Raw genomic sequence first — 20,583 nt, 5'->3', positions numbered from 1 at the left:
GTGTAGTTCCCCTGGCGCAGAATGCTTGTGCGAGGTGAGTGCGCCTTCGCCGCCGGCATGACGGGCGAAGGCGCAAGGGCGGTCAATACAGCGACGGCTCGCCGGCTGGGCGGGTTTTAAAGCGGCGGTGCAGCCACATGTACTGATCGGGGGCCAGCAGCACCTGTTCTTCCACCACGCGGTTCATCTTGGCCGCCGCGCGCGTTTCATCATCCAGCGGGAAGTCCGTCAACGGCGGCTGCACGATCAGCTCATAGCCCTGAGCATCTGGCAGGCGGCGCGGCACGAAAGGCACGATCGACGGCCGTCCCATGCGCGCCAGGATAAAGGTTCCGGTGGTCGTGGCGGCGTTTTCCACGGCGAAGAGCGGCGCGAACACGCTGCTTTGCGGCCCATAATCGTGATCCGGCGCGTACCACAGGATTTCGCCCTGTTTCAGGTTGCGGATCATGCCTTTGATATCTTTACGGTCGAGCATGAATTTATTCGAGCGCAGCCGGCCGCGGGTTTGTACCCACTCCATCAGCCTGTTGTTGTGCGGGCGATGCACGCCGATGCCGGGGTTTTGCATGCCGAAAATGCGCGCGCCCAGTTCCAGCGTCAGAAAATGCAGACCGATCAGCAGAACGCCTTTGCCGCCCTGACGCGCCAGCCGCATGTTTTCCATGCCGCTCACCTTGAACCAGCGGGCGATGCGCCAGTCGGGCCAGAACCAGGCCATGCCGACTTCGAACAGGCCCATACCGACGGACTCAAAATTTTTGACGATCAGCGCCTCGCGCTCGGCGGCGGGCATTGCGGGGAAGCAGAGCTCTAAATTGCGGCGCGCTATTTTTACCCGGCGTTTCATCAGGCGCATGGCTATTCTGCCAAGGCCGTGTCCGAGTCGATAAATGAGCGGGTAGGGCAGTAATACCAAGAGATAGAGTATTCCCAGCCCTATCCACAGCAACCAATAACGAGGGCGCAAGAATTCGCGCTCAAAGCGTTGGTTAGAAAGCATTTTTCCTGTGATTCCTTGTCTTTTTCAATGGGACCTTAACCCAAATTTTCATAGGGCGAATGGTAGAACATTCTGAGCTAAATAGGATTTTCCATTAATGCTTTTTTTACGCTTTAGTTAAGCGCAGGCGAAAAACGGGGAGAGATAGGATTTTTACCGAGGGAATGGCAGATATTTTCCGCTATTTCAAACGACTGGCGAAATTGAAAAATAAAGACACAATTAAGCGCATCGCAAAAGTGACAACTGCTATGTAACCTTAATGAAACAATAACGCGGCGGAACCGTCCCAAACGGCGGCCAGTGCGTACAGTAGCGCGAGAATCAGGACAAAAGGGGCATTGAACATCGGCGTTTCCTCCAGGAGGATTTGTTTAAAGTTTAGCCTCGCGAGATGACAGCAGGATGAAATCAGATCGTTTTTTGTACGGTGAAATTCAGACGGACGGAAATGGGTAAACCGCTGATTTTTTACTATAGTCATAGTGTGAAGTTATGCGTTTGTCGCCGTACGCCTCTGCATTGAGCGGCAGCGGGCAGGTTGCCCAGAGCAAGATCGCGGAGCGGACGGCGCCTGGCGCGAAACATGTGACGAGATTCTCAGAGGGTTGGTCTGTAAGGATTTGACATGTCATATGAAAATGACGATCTAAACGGTGTTGAGCAACCGAGCGACTACGTGAAAACCACCGCCTGCGAAGTGCGCAGCGGCGTAAAGGCAGCGCTCGAGCAATCATGTGCCTGCATCAAGGATAACCCTTGGGCGGGGATAGGCGCCGGCGCCGTCGTGGGCCTGGTAATAGGATTTCTGTTAGGCAAAAGGTAATAGGGAGAGTAAAGATGGGCATCATTTCCTGGATCATTTTTGGTTTAATCGCCGGTATCCTGGCCAAGTGGATTATGCCGGGCAAAGACGGCGGCGGCTTTATTGTGACCGTTATATTGGGGGTCGTGGGCGCCGTAGTCGGCGGCTATATCAGCACCTTCTTCGGTATGGGCCGCGTTGACGGTTTTAACCTGGGCAGCTTTGTGGTGGCAGTAATCGGCGCCCTGGTGGTGCTTTTTGTCTACAGGAAGATCAAAGGCTAAGCAGCCATTGCTCAACAGGGTCGCCGCGGCGGCCCTTTTTCGTGAAATCAATCCGGCGGCGCGGCGCAGTCCGCACTCGCTGAAAGGGGAATATCATGGGTCTGTTCGATAGCGTATTGGGTAACATTCTGGGCGGCGGCGCCAACGGCAAAGGCATCGACTACATCGCCATTATGCAGTGGGTCGAGCAACAAGGCGGCCTGCAGGCCATTTTGGACAAATTCCGTCAGGGGCAGTTCGGCGATATCGTCGGTTCCTGGCTCGGCAATGGCGAAAATCAGCCGATTACCGGCGATCACGTACAGCAGGCGTTGGGTAGCGACGCCATCAACCAACTGGCTGAAAAGCTGGGTATCGATCCGGCTCAGGCGTCCAGCACCATTGCACAGTTCTTGCCAACGGTCACCGATGCCGCCTCGCCAAACGGTGAAGTGCAGCAAGACAGCAACGAGCTGGGCGACATGGTCGGTAAACTGTTCAAATAATGATTAGGCTCCCGGCGTCTGGCCGGGGGCATTCACTCCGCTGATCCCTTCGATCGTCGTCAACGCCTGCTGCAGATGCGCCACCCAGGCGCGCACTTTCTCCGGAATAAAACGCAAGGCGGGATAGACCGCGTGCAGCGCCATAGGCGGGTAGCGGTATTCCGGTAAAACGGGCACCAGCGCCCCTGTCGCCAGCTGTTCGGCGATTAAAGGCCGTTGAGCGCCGCCGATGCCGGCCCCAGCATCAATGGCGGCCAGCAGCGATAGCGTATTGTTGGCGCGGAACGTGGGCCGCAGAGCAACCGTCTCGGGGCCGTGCGGGCCGAACAGGGTGAGCGTATCGCCGTCGTTCAGGCCGCTGTAACGAATGTGCGCATGTTTCGCCAACTCCGCCGGGGAACGCGGCGTGCCATGCCTGGCCAGATAGGCCGGTGACGCCACCAGCAGGCGTTGCAGCTCGCCCAAACGTTTCGCCACCATGCCGGGCGCATGCAGTTCACCGAAACGCAGCGCCACGTCGATGCCTTCGCCGATCACGTCGGCGAGGCGATCGTCCAGCAGCAGCTCAATGGCGAGGTTCGGATGGCGCTGCTGGAAAGCGATGGCCAGCGGTGTGACGTGCAACTGCCCGAACCCGGTCGGGGCGTGAATGCGCAGATTGCCCTGCAACTGGTGGCGCTGGCCGTGCAACGCTTCTTCCGCTTCGTCGACCGCCGCCAGAATCGGTTTGAGGCGCTGATAATAACCGCTGCCGGCATCGGTCAGGGTGACCGCCCGGGTGCTGCGAAACAGCAACTGGGCTCCCAGTCGCTGCTCCAGGGCAGCGATTTGCTGACTGACCGCCGGCTGCGTCAAACGCAGATCGCGAGCGGCGGCCGACAGGCTGCCCAGTTCCGCCACCCGCATAAAGGTTTTCATTGCGTTCAGCTTATCCATGTCGATCTTGCCTATAGATTTTTCTTATAAGTGTTAGTGCTAATTCGGCTCTACCGCAAGCATCGCTAATCAATAACACTCAGGGCATCGACAACCCGAGGAGTGGCAAGATGAATGCAAAGCGACAGGCATTGGTGATCGGCGCCAATGGCGTGATTGGGCGCCGATTGATTGAGGAGCTGACCGGCCAGGGCTGGCAAGTGGTGGGCGTCTCGCGCCGGGGTGGGCAACCGGCGCCGGGGGGGCGCCACCTGCAGGTTGATCTGCTGGATGCGGCGGCGACGCGCGACGCGCTGCGGCCGCTGAGCGCGATTAGCCACGTTTTCTATGCCGCCTATCAGGATGCGCCGGACTGGGCGGGGCTGGTGGCGCCGAACCTGCAGATGTTGCAACACGTTGTCGAGGGGCTGGAGCCGGCCGCACCGGCGTTGGAGCACATCAGTCTGATGCAGGGCTATAAGGTGTATGGCGCGCATTTGGGGCCGTTTAAAACGCCGGCGCGCGAAAGCGACGCCGGGCATATGCCGCCGGAGTTTAACGTGGCGCAGCAACAGTATCTGGCGCAGCGGCAGGCCGGCAAGCGCTGGCGCTGGAGCGCCATTCGCCCGAGCGTGGTGGGGGGCTTCTCCCTCGGCAATCCGATGAATCTGGCGTTAAGCATCGCGGTTTACGCGTCGATCAGCAAAGCGCTCGGGTTGCCGCTGCGCTTCCCCGGTAAACCGGGCGCTTACCACAGCCTGCTGGAAATGACCGACGCCGGGCTGTTGGCGCGCGCCACGCTGTGGGCGGCGACCGAGCCGGCGGCGGCCAATCAGGCATTTAATATCAACAACGGCGATCTGTTTCGCTGGAGCGAGATGTGGCCGAAAATCGCCGCTTACTTTGGGCTGGAATGTGCGCCGCCGCTGCCGATGCCGCTGGAGAGCATGATGGCGGACAAAGCGCCGCTGTGGCGCGAGCTGGTGCAGCGGCACCAATTGGCTGAACCGGACTATCGCGCGGTGGCCGGCTGGCGCTTCGCCGATTTCGTCTTTTCCTGGGACTATGACATGTTCGCGGACGGCAGCAAGGCGCGGCGCTTCGGTTTCCATCAGTTCGTCGAAACCGAAGCCATGTTTTTCTCGCTGTTCGATGAGTTCCGCCGTCGCGGCATCATCCCCTGAGCGTGGCATCGGTTTCCCCGCAGCACCGGCCGCGGGGAATGAGGTCAGAACGTCAGCATGATCTTGCCGATGTGCTCGCTGGACTCCATCAGCGCATGCGCGGCGGCGGCCTGCTCAAGCGGGAAGGTTTTAAAAATTTGCGGCTTCAGCACGCCGCGCTCCAGCAGCGGCCAAACCTTCTCGCGCAGCTCGGCGGCGATCTGCGCTTTGTCCGCCACGCTGCGCGAACGCAGCGTCGAACCGGTATGGGTCAGGCGTTTCAACAGCAGCGGCATCAGATTGAGCTCTTTCACCACGCCGTTTTGCGTGCCGATTTGCACGATGCGGCCTTCCATCGCCGCGGCCTGATAGTTTTTGGCTACATAATCGCCGGCGATCAGGTCGACGATAACGTCGGCGCCTTTACCGTTGGTGGCGTCTTTGGTGCGTGCGACAAAGTCTTCGCTGCGGTAATTAATCGCCACGTCGGCGCCCAGCGCCAGGCTGGCCTGTCGTTTCTCTTCGGAGCCGACGGTGGTGATCACCTGAGCGCAGAAGGCCTTCGCCAGCATGGTGGCGACCGTGCCGATGCCGGAGGTGCCGCCATGGATCAACACGGTCTCGCCGGCCTTGAGGTGGCCGCGCTGGAACACGTTGACCCAGACGGTAAAGAAGGTTTCCGGCAGCGCGGCGGCCTCGGTCAGGCTCAGGCCCGCCGGAACGGGCAGCGCATTGCTTTCATGCACGGTGCAGTATTCGGCATAGCCGCCGCCGGCGATGAGGGCGCAAACCCGATCGCCGAGCGCGAAGCAGGTCACGCCTTCCCCGGTGGCCACCACTTCGCCGGCAATTTCCAGGCCGGGGATATCCGAGGCGCCGGGCGGCGGCGCATAGTTCCCCTGGCGCTGCAGCACGTCGGGGCGGTTAACGCCGGCGGCGGCGATTTTCACCAGAAGTTGGCCCGCTTGCGGAACCGGCACCGGGCGTTCAGCGACGACCAGAACCTCGGGGGCGCCCGGCTGGCTGATTTCAATCGCTTTCATCGTGCCGGGCAGCGCTGCATTTGTTGACATGGTTACTCTCCTCATCGTGGCGGACGTGGCTATCGGGCGAAACGTCCGCAATAAAGTCTGCTGTTAGCTTAGCGAAATCGAATGAGGCGCGCGTGGTCGAATAGAGCGGTTTTGCGAGGAAGGGGCGAAGCCGCCGCGATGGGCGGCAGGGCATCAATCGTTAGGGGGGATGCGGAACCCTTTCAACGAGACGATGAAGTGGTCTTTTCCTTTGGAGATCTTGGCGCCTTTATCGCACCACAGGCTGGCAAGCTGGAAGAAGTCGTCGCTGTCGATATCGTAGGCCAGTTCGATTTTCTTGGCGGTGCCGGCGCGGATGAGTTTTTCTGCTTCCTGATGGTTTGCAGCTTTAATTATGGTCATGGGCGAAATCCTTGGTGTTAAGCCAGAGCGGATATACGCGAATTATCATATGGCCATAGTGTGACAATTTTGTGATGAAATCATGACAGCCCGCGAAGGCGCGGCGTGCGTTGTGCCGGGCCTTCGCGGTGAAAGCGCGTTGTCGGTTACCGATCGTACGGGCGGATGAGTGTGCTTTTTTTCTGAGATTTTAAATGCTTATAGAGGGCGAAGCCCGCAATGCCGGCCAAGACGGCCAGGAGGGCAAGGGATCCTGTGGCCATGAACGTTACCTCCGAATAAGAATGGCAAGGAGGCGTATTTGTGACATTGATCACTCTGCGGGGCAATGAGAGCAATCTGTAATCGGGAAGACGCTGTGAGGGCGAGGCAAAAAAAAAGCGCCTATAGGGAGGCGCATAAAGATTTGCAACACAGCTTGTTGTGTTCAACACCAGGAGGAGTGGTGAACTGACGCTATTCTATGCAGCGGCAAAGGCGGCTGATATAGGTATTACTCCGAAAGCGCCGCTACCACTCATAGCCCAACTGAATGTTGTAATCGGGATCCTGATTGGTGGAATAAGGATCGGACTGGCGGCGGCGATCGGTTTTCTTCACCGGGCCTTCATACGCGGGATAAGGTTTGGCGCGCGGTTTGCTGCAGCCTGGATGATCGCACTCGATATCGACGCGAAAACCGCTTTTATCTCTCGCCTCTGCCCAGGCAATCGGCGTTTTTTCCGCTTTGGGGGCCGGCCCCGGCTCCGGCGCAGTTTTGGGGGCGGGGGAGATACTGGGTTCAGGCGGATGATAATTCAGCTCCAGCGCGCCCAACGGGGCGCTGCAAGCGGCAAAGGCCAGCAGAATGGCACTGGCGGCCGGCAATGTAAGCCATCTCGGCATGGTGACTCTCCCTGAATGATTTCGTCAGGCAACTATAAAACAGCAGAACGAGAATTACTATCATTTGTCTTGGGCGTTACGGGCGAGCCAGGCGGCGATTCCATCAGCAGACGGGGTCAAATCCTGTGCGTTTAGCCGAGATTAGCGCCCCATCGCGGCGAAAAAGGTTGCTATTGCCGCGCGCTCGTGAGTTAATGATGTCGGCCTGTGGTACAGACCTATTTATGCACGACATTTTGAGTAAAGTAGTTCAAATTTAAAGCGTTATCCCGGATAGCCCTTCTCTGACGAATTTCCTTTCCAGTGCCTCCATAAGTAACTGATGACCGGCTACCTCGCCCATGGCGGCTTACATTTATTATTGAAGGAATTAGACATGTCTAACATGATCAAAGGTCAAGTGAAGTGGTTCAACGAAGCTAAAGGTTTTGGTTTCATCACCCCAGCAGACGGCAGCAAAGACGTATTCGTACACTTCTCTGCTATCCAGGATCAAGGCTTCAAGACCCTGGCTGAAGGCCAGAACGTACAGTTCTCTATCGAGAACGGTGCGAAAGGTCCATCTGCGGCTAACGTTACCGCTATCTAATTGGCGCCTGGCGCTGATTGAAAAAAACCCGCTGCGGCGGGTTTTTTTGTGTCTGAAATTCGGCGGTGCGAAAAAAAGCCCGCAAGTCTGCGGGCAAAAGTTCCTTGTTACTTCTTCATTTGCGAGCGCTTCTCTGGGGGGGAAACGCCTGAAGACAGGCTACGCGAGACCGGCTTAAGATTCTGCGGCCAAACCGTTAAGAAAGTGAAAATCCAGGCGGCTGCTACGCTGATAGCAGAGGCCGGCAGGGCTAGGGTGATGTCCATCGCCCTCGGTTTTGTAATACACTGACGGCAATCGCAAATAATGGGGAATGGTATGCAGGTTAACGATCGAGTGACGGTAAAAACAGACGGCGGCCCACGGCGTGAAGGCATCATTTTGGCCGTAGAGGTGTTCAACGAAGGCACCATGTATCTGGTTTCTCTTGACGACTACCCGGCGGGCGTATGGTTTTTTAATGAAATCGACAGCCGTGACGGCACGTTTGTGGAGCCCTGTCGCGAGCATGGACAGTAACTTCGGCTAATCTCATTAATTTGCTAATGAAATTGTCCGTTTTGAGATTATTTCATAGCGGTAAGATTCTTTTTATCGATGACAAAAAAATACCCGTTGCGCTAGCGGGGGATAACGCAGCAGGTATTCTTTTAAGGGCGCCAGCATCTGATATCCAGATGACATTATCACCAGGTATTTAACGGCTGGCAAAACAGAGTGGGGGCGTTCTCTGTGGTTTAACGGCTATTGACAAATATTCCACTGGTCAAGGTATCGGTCAAACGAACAACGTGGTAAATGATCTGCTTGTTGTGCGTCTTTATTTTCCGCTTGATGTTTCCTTTGTGGGAAGAGACCGTTTTGGCCTTTATTTGCATCTGGTCTGATATCTGGATGGTGCCTTGACCGGACATCCACATGCGTAACATGTTCGATTCGGTCTGGCTCAGCGTTACCGGCGTTTGATCCAGAGAGGATTTCTCCGCCCGTAGGGACGTTCTCTCGAGATAGTGACTAAGTAGCTGATTCATAGTCTCTGGTTTGATGGATTTTGACGATATGATGACGTTCTTGCGAACATATAAATAATCGTCGAAATGTACGTTGGTAATGGCCATGAAGATGAAGAATAACGTATCCGGGTGCAGTGAAATCACCCGTTTTATTCGCTCGGTGGCGTTCGCTTCGTGGATGAAGCAGTCCTCGTTAATAAACACCAGGCTGGGATTCAACTTGCTGCATTTTTCGTGCAGGCTGTCAATGTCCTCGATGGCATTAATATGGCGTTTCTTCACGCCATGCGAAGTCAGATAGTCGGTTAATCCCAATCTGGTATAGCTACATGAATCCATGATGATCGTTGGCATATCGCACCCCCACTTAAATCCGTTTTACTGCGGTAATATGAGAAAAAGCCTAAAAAGCCGAAAGGCAAAATGGAGCAATAATTCAGTGTAGCGAGTGTTCTATCAATAAACACGACGTCACTCAATGATATTTTCATACTAAACTTATTAATTGCATGAATCTATAAGTTTGGCTTAAGTCAGGGCGATCTGCTGTTCGTCCAGCTTCGGCATGTTGAGCCTGATTTGCGCTTGGCGCCCGAGCCTGTCTGCATTGCTTGCCGTGAATCTGTTCATCATGTCACGAAACAAAATTTTAGTTTGCTAGGAAAAGTCTTAAAAAAAATTCATGTGTCGTTTTTTTGAGGTCTTTTAGCGTGTTTCTTGAACGGTGAAAAAACACTCGCCCTGAATGCTTTGGATTTTTACATATAAAAATCATTATTTTGCGGTGTTTTTTGCTTTTCGCGCAAATGATAAGCACGCCTTTTTTTATCATAACAACAAACAGAAGTTAACATTCTGGCTGGAATGTGTAGCTTAATTGTTGCTATAAATCACCGTTTTACAATGAGTTATCTGGATATTTATTTCACATGAAATAGTTTTCGCGAATGTTTAACGGTGATTGAGTGATTTTTCTAAACTATCATCCTGCTGCCCGATCCCCGGGGAGGAATGGCAGGTCGGAGTTGTCTCTGGCCCGCGTTGGTTTTAACTTGCCTCTCCACCTTTCAAAAAACAGGATGCCGCGGTGAGACGGAATCAGTATGGGCAGCCGATAGGTGAAGCCCTCCCTCATTGGCAGCCGGCAGGCATGCCCGGCCACACGCCACTGCAAGGGCGGTTTTGCCGCCTGGAACCGCTTAACCTCGAGCGCTGGGGGGATGAGCTTTATCAGGCTTATCAAACCGCCGAGGACGATCGCGACTGGACCTATCTGTTTTGGGAACGCCCGCAGTCGCGCGCAGATTTCCAACGTTATCTCCAGGCGCAGGCGTCCAGCGCAGACAGAAACACGATGGTGGTGATCGATCGGGCGAACGGGCGCGCGGTAGGAACCTGCGCTTTTTTGCGCATCGATCCCGCCAACGGCGTGGCCGAACTGGGCACCATCAACTGGTCGCCGCTGATGAAGCGCAGTGCGCTGGGCAGCGAGGCGATCTTCCTGATGCTGCGGCACCTGTTCGACGATCTTGGTTACCGGCGTTGCGAATGGAAGTGCGATAGCCTCAATCTGCCTTCACGCCAGGCCGCCGAGCGCCTGGGGTTCCGCTATGAAGGCACGTTCCGCCAGGCCGTCGTCGTCAAAGGACGCACGCGCGACACCGACTGGCTGTCGATCGTCGACGGGGAATGGCCGGCGCGGCGCGCGGCGTTTGCCGCCTGGCTATCGCCGGATAACATCGGCGATGACGGGCGGCAAGCACGGCAATTGCAGGCCTTCCGACGCGAGTAATGCGCCGCGTGCATTAGGCCGCTTCCGCCAGGCAATGGCGCAGCGAGTCCAGCGCCAGTCTGATGTCCTGTTCCTCTGTCATCCAGTTGACCAGCGCGGCGCGGATCCCCGGCTGATGGTGATAGCTCGTTGGGGTGCAACGCACCACGCCGTGCCGGTTAAGGCGATCGAGAAAGCGATCGCGCGCCGCTTCGCTGTCGCCCTGCGGGTGACTGAGCGCGAAGCACACCACGTTCAAATTCACCGGCGCCAGCAGATGGAAGCCGTCGTCGGCCGCTAACGCCGCGCCCAGCGCCTGCGCCAATCGGACGTTGCGCTCGACGATATCCCGTATGCCGCTGCGGCCATAGGCTTTCAGCGTCAGCCAAAGCGGCAGGGCGCGGAAGCGGCGCGAATTTTCCGGCGTCAGGTGCAGATAGTTGTCCGGCCGCGGCGTCGGCGCTTCCAGGTAAGCCGAATGGTTCTGAAATACCTGCATCTGCAGATCCAGGTGGCGGGTAAATTGGATCGCGCTGTCATAAGGCACGTTCAGCCATTTGTGCGCATCGACGGTGATGGAATCGGCATGCTGCCAGCCCTCGAGCCTTGGGGCGTATAGCGGCGAGCAGGCCGCCACGCCGCCGAATGCCGCATCGACATGCAGCCAGAACGGGTAGCGCTCCCGCAGCGCCAGCAGACGCGGCAGATCGTCGAAAGCGACGGTGTTGACCGTGCCGGCGCTGGCCAGCACCAGCGTGGGACGGCCTGCGCCGGCGGCGAGCTGTCGCTCCAGCGCCGCCATATCCATGGCTTCTGAGTCCGGCAGGCTGGCGACGGTCGTCAGCGCGTCGCGGCCGATGCCGAGCATGCTGAGCGCCTTCACGCTGCTGGAATGCGGGTTGGCCGCCAGCACCCGGACGGGGCCGAGCGCCGCCAGGCCCTGTTGGGCGATATCCACGCCGTGCTGTTGCCCCAGCCATTGCCGGCCAATGGCCAGCCCGGCGAAATTGGCCATGGTGGCGCCGCTGACCAGGCTGCCGCTGAACGCTTCCGGCAGGCCCAGCAGGGATTTCAACTGCGTCACCGCGGCCAGCTCGATCGCCGCGGCGATCGTATCATGGCTGAGTTGGCTATTTTGGTCTGTCACGCTAACCAGCCAGTCTGCCGCGACCGCCGCCGGCGTGCCCCCGCCGGTGACGAAGCCAAAATAACGCGGGCCGGCGCTGGCGGAAATGCCCGCCTGATAACGTTGCCAAAAGTCATCCAGCGCCGCCAGGGCGCCTTCGCCGTTTTCCGCCAGCCGATCGTCACCGGGTTGCAGCTGCTGTTGCGCGAGCGGTGGGCAGACTGAGCGTTGCTGCAGCCCGGCCAGAAAATCTTCCGCCAACTGGCGGGTGTGATCGAGGATCTGCGGAAACTGTGCAAGATCCTGTTGTAAACGCGGGTGCATGGCGGCTCCGAAAGCGTCAGGGATGATGAGGTAAACATAGAACATTTGCCTGCGGGCCAAAATCGATGAAAAATAGCCTTTTTGGCTAGCCTGGTTAACCAATGATGAATGAACGTCTCCCGCTGCATGTCTTGCCGACCTTTGCTATCGCCGCCAGGTTGGAGAATTTGCGCGCCACGGCGCAGCAGGTGCATTTGACGCATGGCGCGGTCAGTCAGCAAATTCAGCTGCTGGAGCAGGCGGTGGGCTACCCGCTGTTTGAACGGCGCGGGCGCGGTGTGCGCCTGAATGCCGCCGGGAAAGAGTTGCTGGCGGCGGTAGAGCCGGCGCTGCAGGCGCTGCAGCAGGGCGTCGCCCGCGCCCGGCGCTCGGCGGCGAGCCAGACGCTGCGCATCAGCGTGCTGCCGTCTTTTGCCCATTACTGGCTGTTGCCGCGGTTGCCGGCATTTCATGCAGCCTGCGCCGATATTGCGCTGGATATCGATGCCTCGCTGGCGTTGCAGGATCTGTCGCAGCGCGGGTTCGATGCGGCGATCCGCATCGGCAGCGGCCAGTGGGCGGGGCTGCAGGCGCAGCGCATCGCGTCGGGCGACGTGCTGCCGGTCGCCTCGCCGGATATGGCGCGGCAGTGGGGAACGGCATTCGAGAACGGCGGCGACGTTCCCTTGCTGGAGCACGACGTCAGCCCGTGGCGCGACTGGTTCAATGCGCAAGGGCGCTCGCGGTGCGGGCGGCAACAGGCGGTGTTCAACGATGCCGGGTTGTTGATTCGCGCCGCGGAGCAGGGGTTCGGCATCGCGCTGGCGAAAAAGCTGCTGGTGCAGGATGCGATCGACGCGGGGCGGCTGGTGGCGCTGGCTGCGCCCTGTCGCCTGAGCGAGGACGACGTTTATCTGGTGTGGCCGCAGACCGCCGGGCTGACGCCAGCGGTCACACGCTTGCTGCAATGGCTGCAGCAACAGTTGGCGGCGGTTTAACGGCGCAGCCACTCCGGCTGTGAGGTGCCGAGCGTGGTCGCCGGCAACGCCCATTGCAGCGCCGTACCCTGCAGGCTTAACGGGGCGCGCAGGCGTTGCGCGGCGCCCCAGTAAGTCAGTTCCGTTTCCGGGTTCTCGTCGGCGGTTCCGGCCGGCGCCAGCGGCTCCGGCCGATAATCTGCCGAACAGGGATGCGCCAGCAGCAGTTGCGCCGTGCGCGCCAGCGACAGCCGCGCGTGGTAGCCGGTGCCGCGGCTTAGGCGCTGCGCCATACCGGTCAGCACCGCCGCCGCCATCAAATAGCCGGTGGCGTGGTCCAGCGCCTGTACCGGCAGCGGCACCGGCAAACTGGCGCTGCGCCAAACCATGCCCGCCTCCGCCAGCCCGCAGCTCATCTGCACCAGGCTGTCGAAACCGCGCCGGGTGCGCCACGGTCCGCTCCAGCCGTAGGCATTCAGGCAGACGTCTATCAGACCCGGCGCCAGCGCGCGCCTTTCCTCCGCGCCATAGCCCAACTTCTCCAGCGCACCGGCACGGTAGCCGTGCACGATCACGTCGGCGTTCCTCAGCAGATGTTCAAACGTGTGGCGATCGTGCGCATTGGTCAGGTTGAGGCGCGCGCTGCGTTTGCCCAGCATTACCTCGTGCTCGACGCCGGGCTCATCCCAACCATAGGGATCGATGCGCAGCACGTCGGCGCCCAAACCGGCGAGAAAACGGGTGGCGATCGGCCCGGCGAGAATGCGCGTCAGATCCAGCACCCGCACGCCGTGCAGCGGCCGGGCGACGGGCAACGTCCAGCCCGGCGGCGGTGCTTCCGGCTGCAGCGAGGCGTGGATCAGCGGTTCGAGCGCCACGCTCTTGCCCTGAATATGTTGTCGCCACGCGGCCGCCGAGCGCATTTGAGCCGCGCAGCCGCCGGCCTCGATCACCGCTTCCTCCAGCTCGCTTTTTTTCCAGCCCAGCACGCGTTCCGCCAGCTCGCTTTTTTTCCAGCCCAGCACGCGTTCCGCCAGCGCGCCTTTGTCCGATGCCGCGCCCAGCACCTGTTCCACCGCCCGCCGATGGTGCGGTGCATTGGTGTGCAGGCGTATCCAGCCGTCCGCCGTCGCGTAGTCGCCGGCCAGGGCGTCCCAGGCCGCAGGCAGCGTCCAACCCAGCGGGCGCAGCGTCCAGCCGAACCAGAGCGAGGCCAGGCGTTGATCGATCCAGACCTGCGGCGCATCGGCAGCCTCGCGGCGAAGCAACTCGGCGCAGGCCAAACCGGCGGCGCTCCAGGCGGCGGTAGCCAATTCGGTCACGGGAAAAGCCGAAGGCAATGCGCCGGTACCGCTTACGGTTAACCGGTCGCAGGGCGCGGGGCGTTGCCCCAGGCTTTGCCAAATCTCGTCGAGCAGAGTGTGGATCAGAGGCGTCATCAGCCACTCCTTGCGGGTCGTCGGAAATATAGCCTAGCGTAGCCCATCGCCGGCGACCTTGCTAAGGCGCAACGTCGAACGTGCGGCCGTCGGCCAGTTTGGCGCGCAGGCTGTGGGCCGCTACGCCGGCGAACGGCTGCGCGCTGAAGTTGGCGGTCAGCGTCGAACCGTCGCTGAAGGTCGTCTGCTGCACCCAGCCGTCCCGATCGAGCCAGCGGAAGTCGGTCAGCGCTTTGTCCCAGAGGGCCTGATGCAACGGCCGGAAGGCGGCGTCGACGCGTTTGATCGCCGGCAGGCGGGCCGCCAGGGTGGCGCGGCTCAGATGGAACATCGGCGCGGTGTTGTACAGCTGGCTGAGCAGACTGCGGGTGGTCTGAACGTCGCTGAACTTCAGATTGTCGTAATTCCAGTGGTGGCTGCTGACGATCGCATCGTGGAAAACGGCCTGGTACAGCGGCAGGCGATAACGCGGATCGAATTCGACGGTGCGGTAGGGCTGCTTCACCTTGGCGGGGCGGAAGAAAAACGCCGGTTGGGCGTTGGGCCACCAGGCGCCGAGATAATAGGGCGAGGATTTATCCTGATTCATCTGCTTGTCGCCCCAGCCGAATCCCCAGGTTTCCATGCCGTGGGCGAACATCAGGCTGCGGGCGGTCACCGCATTGCCGTCCTCCGAGCCGAGCGGCAGCTTAAGGGTGGCGCTGAACCAGGCCAGCCGGGCGTTGCGCGCCTCGGCCATCTGCGCCGCGCCGGTCGGGTGGCCGGGCTGATAGTCGTCGGAGACCATGCCGGTGCCGTCCACGTCGAGGAACAGGCTGTTCAACCCGGCCAGTTGCACCAGCTCGCGCATGCGCCGTTGAGAATAGGGCAGGACGCAGCCCGGGTTGAGGTAGTAACCCTGTTTGCCGAAGCCGGGTTTCTTGCTGCCGTCGGCGCGCACGATGGCGCAACTTTCCCGCAGCGCCGTCGGCAGTTGCGCGGTGAGCCAGCTGTCGTTCACGCCGCGCGCAATGGCGGTATCGTAGGAGTCGTAGCTGGCGATCAGATAGCCGGCCGCTTTGGCGGCGCCCACCGCCTGCGGGTGCAGGAAGGCGGCGGTCCAGTTATCGGTGCCTAACCACAGGCGCGGCAAGCCGGCCTGGCGCAGCGCGTCGATCACCGGTTTGGCCAGCCCTTGCCCCCAACGGTCCGCCGGGGTTAGCCAGCGCCCCAGCTCTCGCTGCGCCCGCTCCCGTACCGCAGCGGCCTGGCGCTGCTGCGCCTGCAGAAAGTCTGCGTCATCCGGCGTGGCGCCCAGCGGGATTTGCGTCGTCAACGCCTGGTTGATGCCGTCGATCAGGGGCTGTTGCTGCCAGCCCTCCGGTGTTTTGCCCGCCAGCTGCAGCAGGAGCTTTCTGCTCTCGGCATCCATCTTCTGCCGCAGCGCTTCGGCGGCGGGAGAGGCGAGGTAGTGCAGCAACCCCGGCCAATCTTTGACATCTTCCGCCGCCAGCAGTTTGTCCCCCCACAGGTAGACATGGGTGGCGCCGATCAGCTTTTCGCCTTCGGGCGCCTGCTTTATCTTCTCGCGCAGGCTGCTGAACTGGCCGTTCTGTTGCAAATAGTCGCGATAGCGGCGGGCGCCGGACAGCGGCGTGTCACCGACGTGCAGCAGCACCTCGAATGCCTGTTGCTGATTGAAGCGGTTGAACTGATGCCCGGCGCGCATCTCCAGCTTTTCCTGCGCCGAGGCGAAGGTGACCCGGTTGCTGAACGGCGTCAACATCAGCCAGCTGTAGACCTTGCCCTGGTATTGCTGGCTCCACAGCGGCAGCTTCAGATCCCAGTTGGTATCCAGCGGCGTCATTTCCGCCGTCAGGTAATGGCGCCAGACGGCGTTGTCGAGCGGAATGCGGCTGCCTTCGCCGATCGGCAACAGCAGCGTTTCTGTTTGTGGCGGCAGGCGATACCAGTTCAGAGGCTGTGGCCGGTCGCTGCTGAAGCTCAGGCGCAGATCGCCGCCTTCCAGACGGGCGCTAACCTTGACCGCGCTCTGCGGCCAGCGCCAACTGGCGCGTTGTGGCGACGCGGTGAGATCTTCCACCTGTTGCGCGGGCTGCGCCAGATTGACCGGCACAGCGCCGGCGGCAATGCGCAGCGTGGCGGGATCGAGTTCAAACTGCGCGTCGCCTTGCTGCAGCAGCAGGGCATCGGCGGGATAGCTGACGAGCAGCGCGAGCGCGAGCGGGGAAAGCCGGTGTTTCATCGGGGGCGTCCTTGAAAGATGAAGGGGAGCAGTTTACCGATAAGCGCACTGGCGCCCAACGCTGTCGCTGCCGATTTGTGACATCGAAATATCATCGCGGTATTTCAGTTTATTTTTCGTTTAATAAATTAGCCTTTACTTCATTACCCGACGTCACTATACTCAGCCAAAATTTCGGTGGAGAAACCCAATTGGACAGTTGTAGTTGTAATAAAACAAATAAGGCAAGCTGACCAATTCTCTTCTGATTTGTTGCTTGCCGTTATCGGCGGGCAGCACCCCTCTCCAGTTATTCCTGAGCTGTGCATACCCGAATAAAAAACGTTTCCTGAGGCCTGATGGTTTCAGGTGAATTGAGTTGGACGTTATTATGGTATTCTGCAGCCACAGCCTTTTCCCTCCAGGCACAGTACGCTGATTCGCTGATTTATTTTCGGCGCGATTTTGCGTGTGCTAAACAGCACATGATTTTATCTCCTGAGGTTAATTAAGGGGACAGTCATGGCTATGACTCCTTTCGTTTTAAATTTATTGCTGGCGATGTGCCTGGGCGCGGTAATTGGCGCCGAGCGCCAGTGGCGCCAACGTATGGCCGGCCTGCGCACCAATGCGCTGGTGGCGACCGGCGCGGCGGTCTTTATTCTCAGCTCCATGTCCACCGATCCGGCCAGCGCCGGCCGCGTGGCTGCGCAGATCGTATCCGGTATCGGCTTCCTCGGCGCCGGCGTTATCATGCGTGAAGGGCTGAACATTCGCGGCCTCAACACCGCCGCCACGCTGTGGTGTTCGGCGGGGATCGGCGTACTGTGCGGCCTGGGCCAGCATTGGGATGCGGTGGTCGCCACGCTGGTGATCCTGTGCGCCAATATCCTGCTGCGCGAGGCCGCCCAGCGCATCAATCTGCAGCCACACCAGCAGGCGACCGATCTGGAACTGTGCTATCGCATTCAGGTGACCTGTGGCGAGCAGGATGAAATTCTGGTGCGCACCCTGATTCTGCAGGCGCTGAACGGCGTCGCCTTGCGGCTGCAATCTTTGCGCAGCGCCGATATTTCCAGCCCGGGGCAATTGGAAGTGTGCGCGGAAATTACCGCCACGCCGGCCGCACAAAAAGAAATTGAGGGTATTGTCTGCCGCGTCAGCCTGGAAAAAAGCGTGAGCGCCGTTCGCTGGCGCGTTGCGTCCGAATTACCTGTCTGAGTAATGATATAAATATTTATTAACTTGATTATATGTTCGTGTTTATTCAGGTAGGCCTGAATAACGCGGGCATTAAGGAGGCGTTATGGACGATGACCCCGGAAGGGAAATGATTCGTGCGTGGCTGACAGGGTAATCACGCTATTCAGTCACGCTAATTAAAAAATTCCACTCTGCGCAGAGTCACCTGTTTATCGGGCGGGATATCCCTGTGCGCAGAACGAAAATAAGAGAATAGCGTTATGACTCAGATTAATGAAAGAACGCGTCGCCGTGATAAAGACGCGGTGACCTACGCCATTGCGGAAGAAGCGACCAACAGCATCGCCCAAACGCTGGCGAACCTGAAGTGCAACCGCAACGGTTTGACTCAGGACGACGCCGATGAGCGGCTGGAGCAGTTCGGCGCCAATCAGGTCGCCCACGACAAGGCGCCGCATGCCTTGATCCAGCTGATCAAGGCTTTCAACAACCCGTTTATCTTCGTGCTGATGGTGCTGGCTGCGATCAGTTTCTTTACCGATTATTGGCTGCCGCGCCAGAGCGGTGAAGAAACTGAACTCACCGGCGTCATTATCATTCTCATCATGGTCACGCTGAGCGGGCTGCTGCGTTTCTGGCAGGAATACCGCACCAACAAAGCGGCGGAAGCGCTGAAGTCGATGGTGCGCACCACCGCCACGGTGCTGCGCCGCAGCAGCTACAGCGCGCATCCGCTGACGCTGGAAGTGCCGATCCGCGAACTGGTGCCGGGGGATATCATTCAGCTCTCCGCCGGCGACATGGTGCCGGCCGACGTGCGCCTTATCGCCTCGCGCGATCTGTTCATCAGCCAGGCGATTTTGACCGGCGAAGCGATCCCTATCGAAAAATACGATGCCATGGGCAGCGTGGCGCAGAAGTCGAGCGAAGGGGAAGTGTCCAGCGAGAACGCGCTGCTTGAGCTCTCCAACGTCTGCCTGATGGGCACCAACGTCGCCAGCGGCACCGCCACGGCGGTGGTGGTGGCGACCGGCGGGCGCACCTACTTCGGCTCGTTGGCCAAGTCGATCGTCGGTTCGCGGGCGCAAACCGCGTTCGATCGCGGGGTGAACAGCGTCAGCTGGCTGCTGATTCGCTTCATGCTGGTGATGGTGCCGGTGGTGTTGCTGATCAACGGTTTCACCAAAGGCGACTGGAGCGAGGCGGCGCTGTTCGCACTGGCGGTGGCGGTCGGCCTGACGCCGGAAATGCTGCCGATGATCGTCAGCTCCAACCTGGCGAAAGGGGCGATCGCCATGTCGCGCCGCAAGGTGGTGGTGAAGCGCCTGAACGCCATTCAGAACTTCGGCGCCATGGACGTGCTCTGCACCGACAAGACCGGCACGCTGACCCAGGACCGCATCATTCTCGAGCACCATATCGACGTCAACGGCGCCAGGGATAACGAGGTGCTGCACCTGGCCTGGCTGAACAGCTTCCATCAGAGCGGCATGAAGAACCTGATGGATCAGGCGGTGATCCGCTTCGGGCGCGGCAAACCGGGGATCGAAGCCCTGGGGCGTTTCAGCAAGGTGGATGAGCTGCCGTTCGATTTCGTGCGCCGCCGCTTGTCGATCGTGGTGGCGGACGAAAATGGCAAGCAGCAGCTGATCTGTAAGGGCGCGGTAGAGGAGATGCTGGAGATCGCCACTCACGTGCGTGAAGGCGACAAGACGCTGGAACTGGACGACGCGCGCCGTGCGGCGCTGCAGGCGCTGGCCCGCGAGTATAACGAAGACGGTTTCCGCGTGCTGGTGCTGGCGACGCGCGAGCTGGATGCGCAACGCCCGGCCGACCCGCTGAGCGTGGCCGACGAGCGCGACATGGTGGTGCAAGGGTTGCTGACCTTCCTCGATCCGCCGAAGGAGAGCGCGCAGCAGGCGATCGCCGCACTGCAGGAAAACGGCGTGACGGTGAAGGTGCTGACCGGCGACAACCCGGTGATCACCTGCAAGATTTGCCGCGACGTCGGGCTGGAGCCGGGTGAACCGCTCTCCGGGCTGCAGATTGAACAGATGGATGACGAAACGCTGGCGCGCGAAGTGGAGCAGCGCACGGTCTTCACCAAGCTGACGCCGCTGCAAAAATCGCGGGTGCTGAAAATGCTGCAGGCCAACGGCCATACCGTCGGCTTCCTCGGCGACGGCATCAACGATGCGCCGGCGCTGCGCGATGCCGACGTCGGCATTTCGGTCGACACCGGCACCGACATCGCCAAGGAGTCGGCGGACATCATCCTGTTGGAAAAGAACCTGATGGTGCTGGAAGAGGGGGTGATCAAAGGGCGCGAGACCTTCGGCAATATCATCAAGTACCTGAACATGACCGCCAGCTCCAACTTCGGCAACGTGTTTTCGGTGCTGGTGGCCAGCGCCTTCATTCCGTTCCTGCCGATGCTGGCGATCCACCTGTTAATTCAAAACCTGATGTACGATATTTCCCAGCTGTCGCTGCCGTGGGACAAGATGGACAAAGAGTTCCTGCGCAAGCCGCGCAAGTGGGACTCCAAAAACATCGGGCGCTTTATGCTGTGGATTGGGCCGACCTCGTCAATCTTCGATATCACGACGTATGCGCTGATGTGGTACGTGTTCGCCGCCAACAGCGTGGAACACCAGGCGCTGTTCCAGTCCGGCTGGTTCATTGAGGGGTTGCTGTCGCAAACGCTGGTGGTGCATATGCTGCGCACCCAGAAGATCCCGTTCATTCAGAGCACCGCGGCGCTGCCGGTATTGCTGACCACCGGGTTGGTGATGGCGCTCGGCATCTACATTCCGTTCTCGCCGCTCGGCGCCCTGGTTGGCCTGCAGCCGCTGCCGTGGGAATACTTCCCGTGGTTGGCCGCTACGTTGGTCAGCTACTGCGTGGTCGCGCAGTTGATGAAGCGTTTCTACATCCGCCGCTTCGGCGAGTGGCTGTAAGC

At 59.7% G+C, this 20,583-nt stretch carries 19 protein-coding genes; 10 read left to right on the top strand and 9 right to left on the bottom strand.

Annotated features, from left to right (window positions below):
• Window positions 1–82: 82 nt before the first annotated feature.
• Window positions 83–1,003, bottom strand: coding sequence for a Kdo(2)-lipid IV(A) acyltransferase (locus REA38_RS00385; RefSeq protein WP_033635088.1), 921 nt, complete (start codon window positions 1,001–1,003; stop codon window positions 83–85).
• A 628-nt stretch (window positions 1,004–1,631) separates the two neighbouring features.
• Between REA38_RS00385 and REA38_RS00380 the strand changes: the two genes are divergently transcribed.
• From REA38_RS00380 to REA38_RS00370, 3 genes are all read left to right on the top strand, one after another.
• The gene (locus tag REA38_RS00380) at window positions 1,632–1,829 is read left to right on the top strand and encodes a YqjD family protein (RefSeq protein WP_033635087.1); all 198 of its coding nucleotides are present in this window, start codon (window positions 1,632–1,634) and stop codon (window positions 1,827–1,829) included.
• Window positions 1,830–1,843: 14 nt separating this feature from the next.
• Window positions 1,844–2,092 carry a GlsB/YeaQ/YmgE family stress response membrane protein gene (locus REA38_RS00375; protein WP_033635086.1) on the top strand — a complete coding sequence of 83 codons (249 nt, stop codon included), beginning with the start codon at window positions 1,844–1,846 and terminating at the stop codon, window positions 2,090–2,092.
• A gap of 95 nt (window positions 2,093–2,187) precedes the next feature.
• Window positions 2,188–2,577 carry a YidB family protein gene (locus tag REA38_RS00370; RefSeq protein WP_033635085.1) on the top strand — a complete coding sequence of 130 codons (390 nt, stop codon included), beginning with the start codon at window positions 2,188–2,190 and terminating at the stop codon, window positions 2,575–2,577.
• Window positions 2,578–2,580: 3 nt separating this feature from the next.
• Here the strand turns inward: REA38_RS00370 and REA38_RS00365 are convergent, their stop codons facing one another.
• The gene (locus REA38_RS00365) at window positions 2,581–3,513 is read right to left on the bottom strand and encodes a LysR family transcriptional regulator (protein WP_308884512.1); all 933 of its coding nucleotides are present in this window, start codon (window positions 3,511–3,513) and stop codon (window positions 2,581–2,583) included.
• 110 nt (window positions 3,514–3,623) lie between these two features.
• On the opposite strand from REA38_RS00365, the gene REA38_RS00360 reads away from it, so the two are divergent.
• Complete coding sequence (locus REA38_RS00360) at window positions 3,624–4,676, top strand: SDR family oxidoreductase (RefSeq protein ID WP_308884510.1); 1,053 nt, start codon at window positions 3,624–3,626, stop codon at window positions 4,674–4,676.
• Between the two features lie 44 nt (window positions 4,677–4,720).
• Here the strand turns inward: REA38_RS00360 and REA38_RS00355 are convergent, their stop codons facing one another.
• From REA38_RS00355 to REA38_RS00345, 3 genes are all read right to left on the bottom strand, one after another.
• Window positions 4,721–5,728, bottom strand: coding sequence for an NAD(P)H-quinone oxidoreductase (locus REA38_RS00355; RefSeq protein WP_308884509.1), 1,008 nt, complete (start codon window positions 5,726–5,728; stop codon window positions 4,721–4,723).
• Window positions 5,729–5,881: 153 nt separating this feature from the next.
• Window positions 5,882–6,091: a hypothetical protein gene (locus tag REA38_RS00350; RefSeq protein ID WP_308884508.1), complete on the bottom strand. Its 210-nt coding sequence runs from the start codon at window positions 6,089–6,091 to the stop codon at window positions 5,882–5,884.
• A 510-nt stretch (window positions 6,092–6,601) separates the two neighbouring features.
• Window positions 6,602–6,976 (bottom strand): hypothetical protein, encoded by a 375-nt coding sequence (locus tag REA38_RS00345; RefSeq protein WP_308884507.1) that lies wholly within the window; start codon window positions 6,974–6,976, stop codon window positions 6,602–6,604.
• Between the two features lie 376 nt (window positions 6,977–7,352).
• Here REA38_RS00345 and cspE point away from each other — a divergent pair, with 376 nt between their 5' ends.
• Both cspE and dsrB read left to right on the top strand, forming a co-directional pair.
• Window positions 7,353–7,565: a transcription antiterminator/RNA stability regulator CspE gene (cspE, locus tag REA38_RS00340; RefSeq protein ID WP_004935122.1), complete on the top strand. Its 213-nt coding sequence runs from the start codon at window positions 7,353–7,355 to the stop codon at window positions 7,563–7,565.
• A gap of 318 nt (window positions 7,566–7,883) precedes the next feature.
• A complete protein-coding gene (dsrB, locus tag REA38_RS00335) occupies window positions 7,884–8,084 on the top strand; it encodes a protein DsrB (protein ID WP_033635079.1) in 201 nt (66 codons plus the stop codon).
• 218 nt (window positions 8,085–8,302) lie between these two features.
• Here dsrB and rcsA read toward each other — a convergent pair whose 3' ends face one another.
• The gene (gene rcsA / locus REA38_RS00330; protein ID WP_033635078.1) at window positions 8,303–8,932 is read right to left on the bottom strand and encodes a transcriptional regulator RcsA; all 630 of its coding nucleotides are present in this window, start codon (window positions 8,930–8,932) and stop codon (window positions 8,303–8,305) included.
• 796 nt (window positions 8,933–9,728) lie between these two features.
• Between rcsA and REA38_RS00325 the strand changes: the two genes are divergently transcribed.
• Window positions 9,729–10,370: a GNAT family N-acetyltransferase gene (locus REA38_RS00325; protein ID WP_080440893.1), complete on the top strand. Its 642-nt coding sequence runs from the start codon at window positions 9,729–9,731 to the stop codon at window positions 10,368–10,370.
• 13 nt (window positions 10,371–10,383) lie between these two features.
• On the opposite strand, the gene REA38_RS00320 is transcribed toward REA38_RS00325, so the two are convergent.
• Complete coding sequence (locus REA38_RS00320) at window positions 10,384–11,799, bottom strand: pyridoxal-dependent decarboxylase (protein WP_033635075.1); 1,416 nt, start codon at window positions 11,797–11,799, stop codon at window positions 10,384–10,386.
• Window positions 11,800–11,900: 101 nt separating this feature from the next.
• On the opposite strand from REA38_RS00320, the gene REA38_RS00315 reads away from it, so the two are divergent.
• Window positions 11,901–12,776, top strand: coding sequence for a LysR substrate-binding domain-containing protein (locus tag REA38_RS00315; RefSeq protein ID WP_308884503.1), 876 nt, complete (start codon window positions 11,901–11,903; stop codon window positions 12,774–12,776).
• On the opposite strand, the gene REA38_RS00310 is transcribed toward REA38_RS00315, so the two are convergent.
• Together REA38_RS00310 and REA38_RS00305 are read right to left on the bottom strand one after the other, a co-directional pair.
• Complete coding sequence (locus REA38_RS00310; RefSeq protein ID WP_308884502.1) at window positions 12,773–14,194, bottom strand: CoA transferase; 1,422 nt, start codon at window positions 14,192–14,194, stop codon at window positions 12,773–12,775. The genes REA38_RS00315 and REA38_RS00310 overlap by 4 nt on opposite strands.
• Before the next feature lie 61 nt (window positions 14,195–14,255).
• A complete protein-coding gene (locus tag REA38_RS00305) occupies window positions 14,256–16,439 on the bottom strand; it encodes a glycoside hydrolase (RefSeq protein WP_308884501.1) in 2,184 nt (727 codons plus the stop codon).
• Window positions 16,440–16,940: 501 nt separating this feature from the next.
• Here REA38_RS00305 and REA38_RS00300 point away from each other — a divergent pair.
• On the top strand, window positions 16,941–17,639 hold the full coding sequence (locus REA38_RS00300) for an MgtC family protein (protein WP_025303346.1): 699 nt from the start codon (window positions 16,941–16,943) through the stop codon (window positions 17,637–17,639).
• A gap of 242 nt (window positions 17,640–17,881) precedes the next feature.
• On the top strand, window positions 17,882–20,581 hold the full coding sequence (mgtA, locus tag REA38_RS00295; protein WP_033653591.1) for a magnesium-translocating P-type ATPase: 2,700 nt from the start codon (window positions 17,882–17,884) through the stop codon (window positions 20,579–20,581).
• Window positions 20,582–20,583: the final 2 nt, after the last annotated feature.

The sequence above is a fragment of the Serratia sp. MF1(2023) genome (assembly GCF_030954545.1).
GTDB classification, from domain to species: Bacteria; Pseudomonadota; Gammaproteobacteria; order Enterobacterales; family Enterobacteriaceae; genus Serratia; species Serratia sarumanii.
Note: the sequence above shows the minus strand (reverse complement) of the source record. Positions and strands in the feature narration are given on the sequence as shown.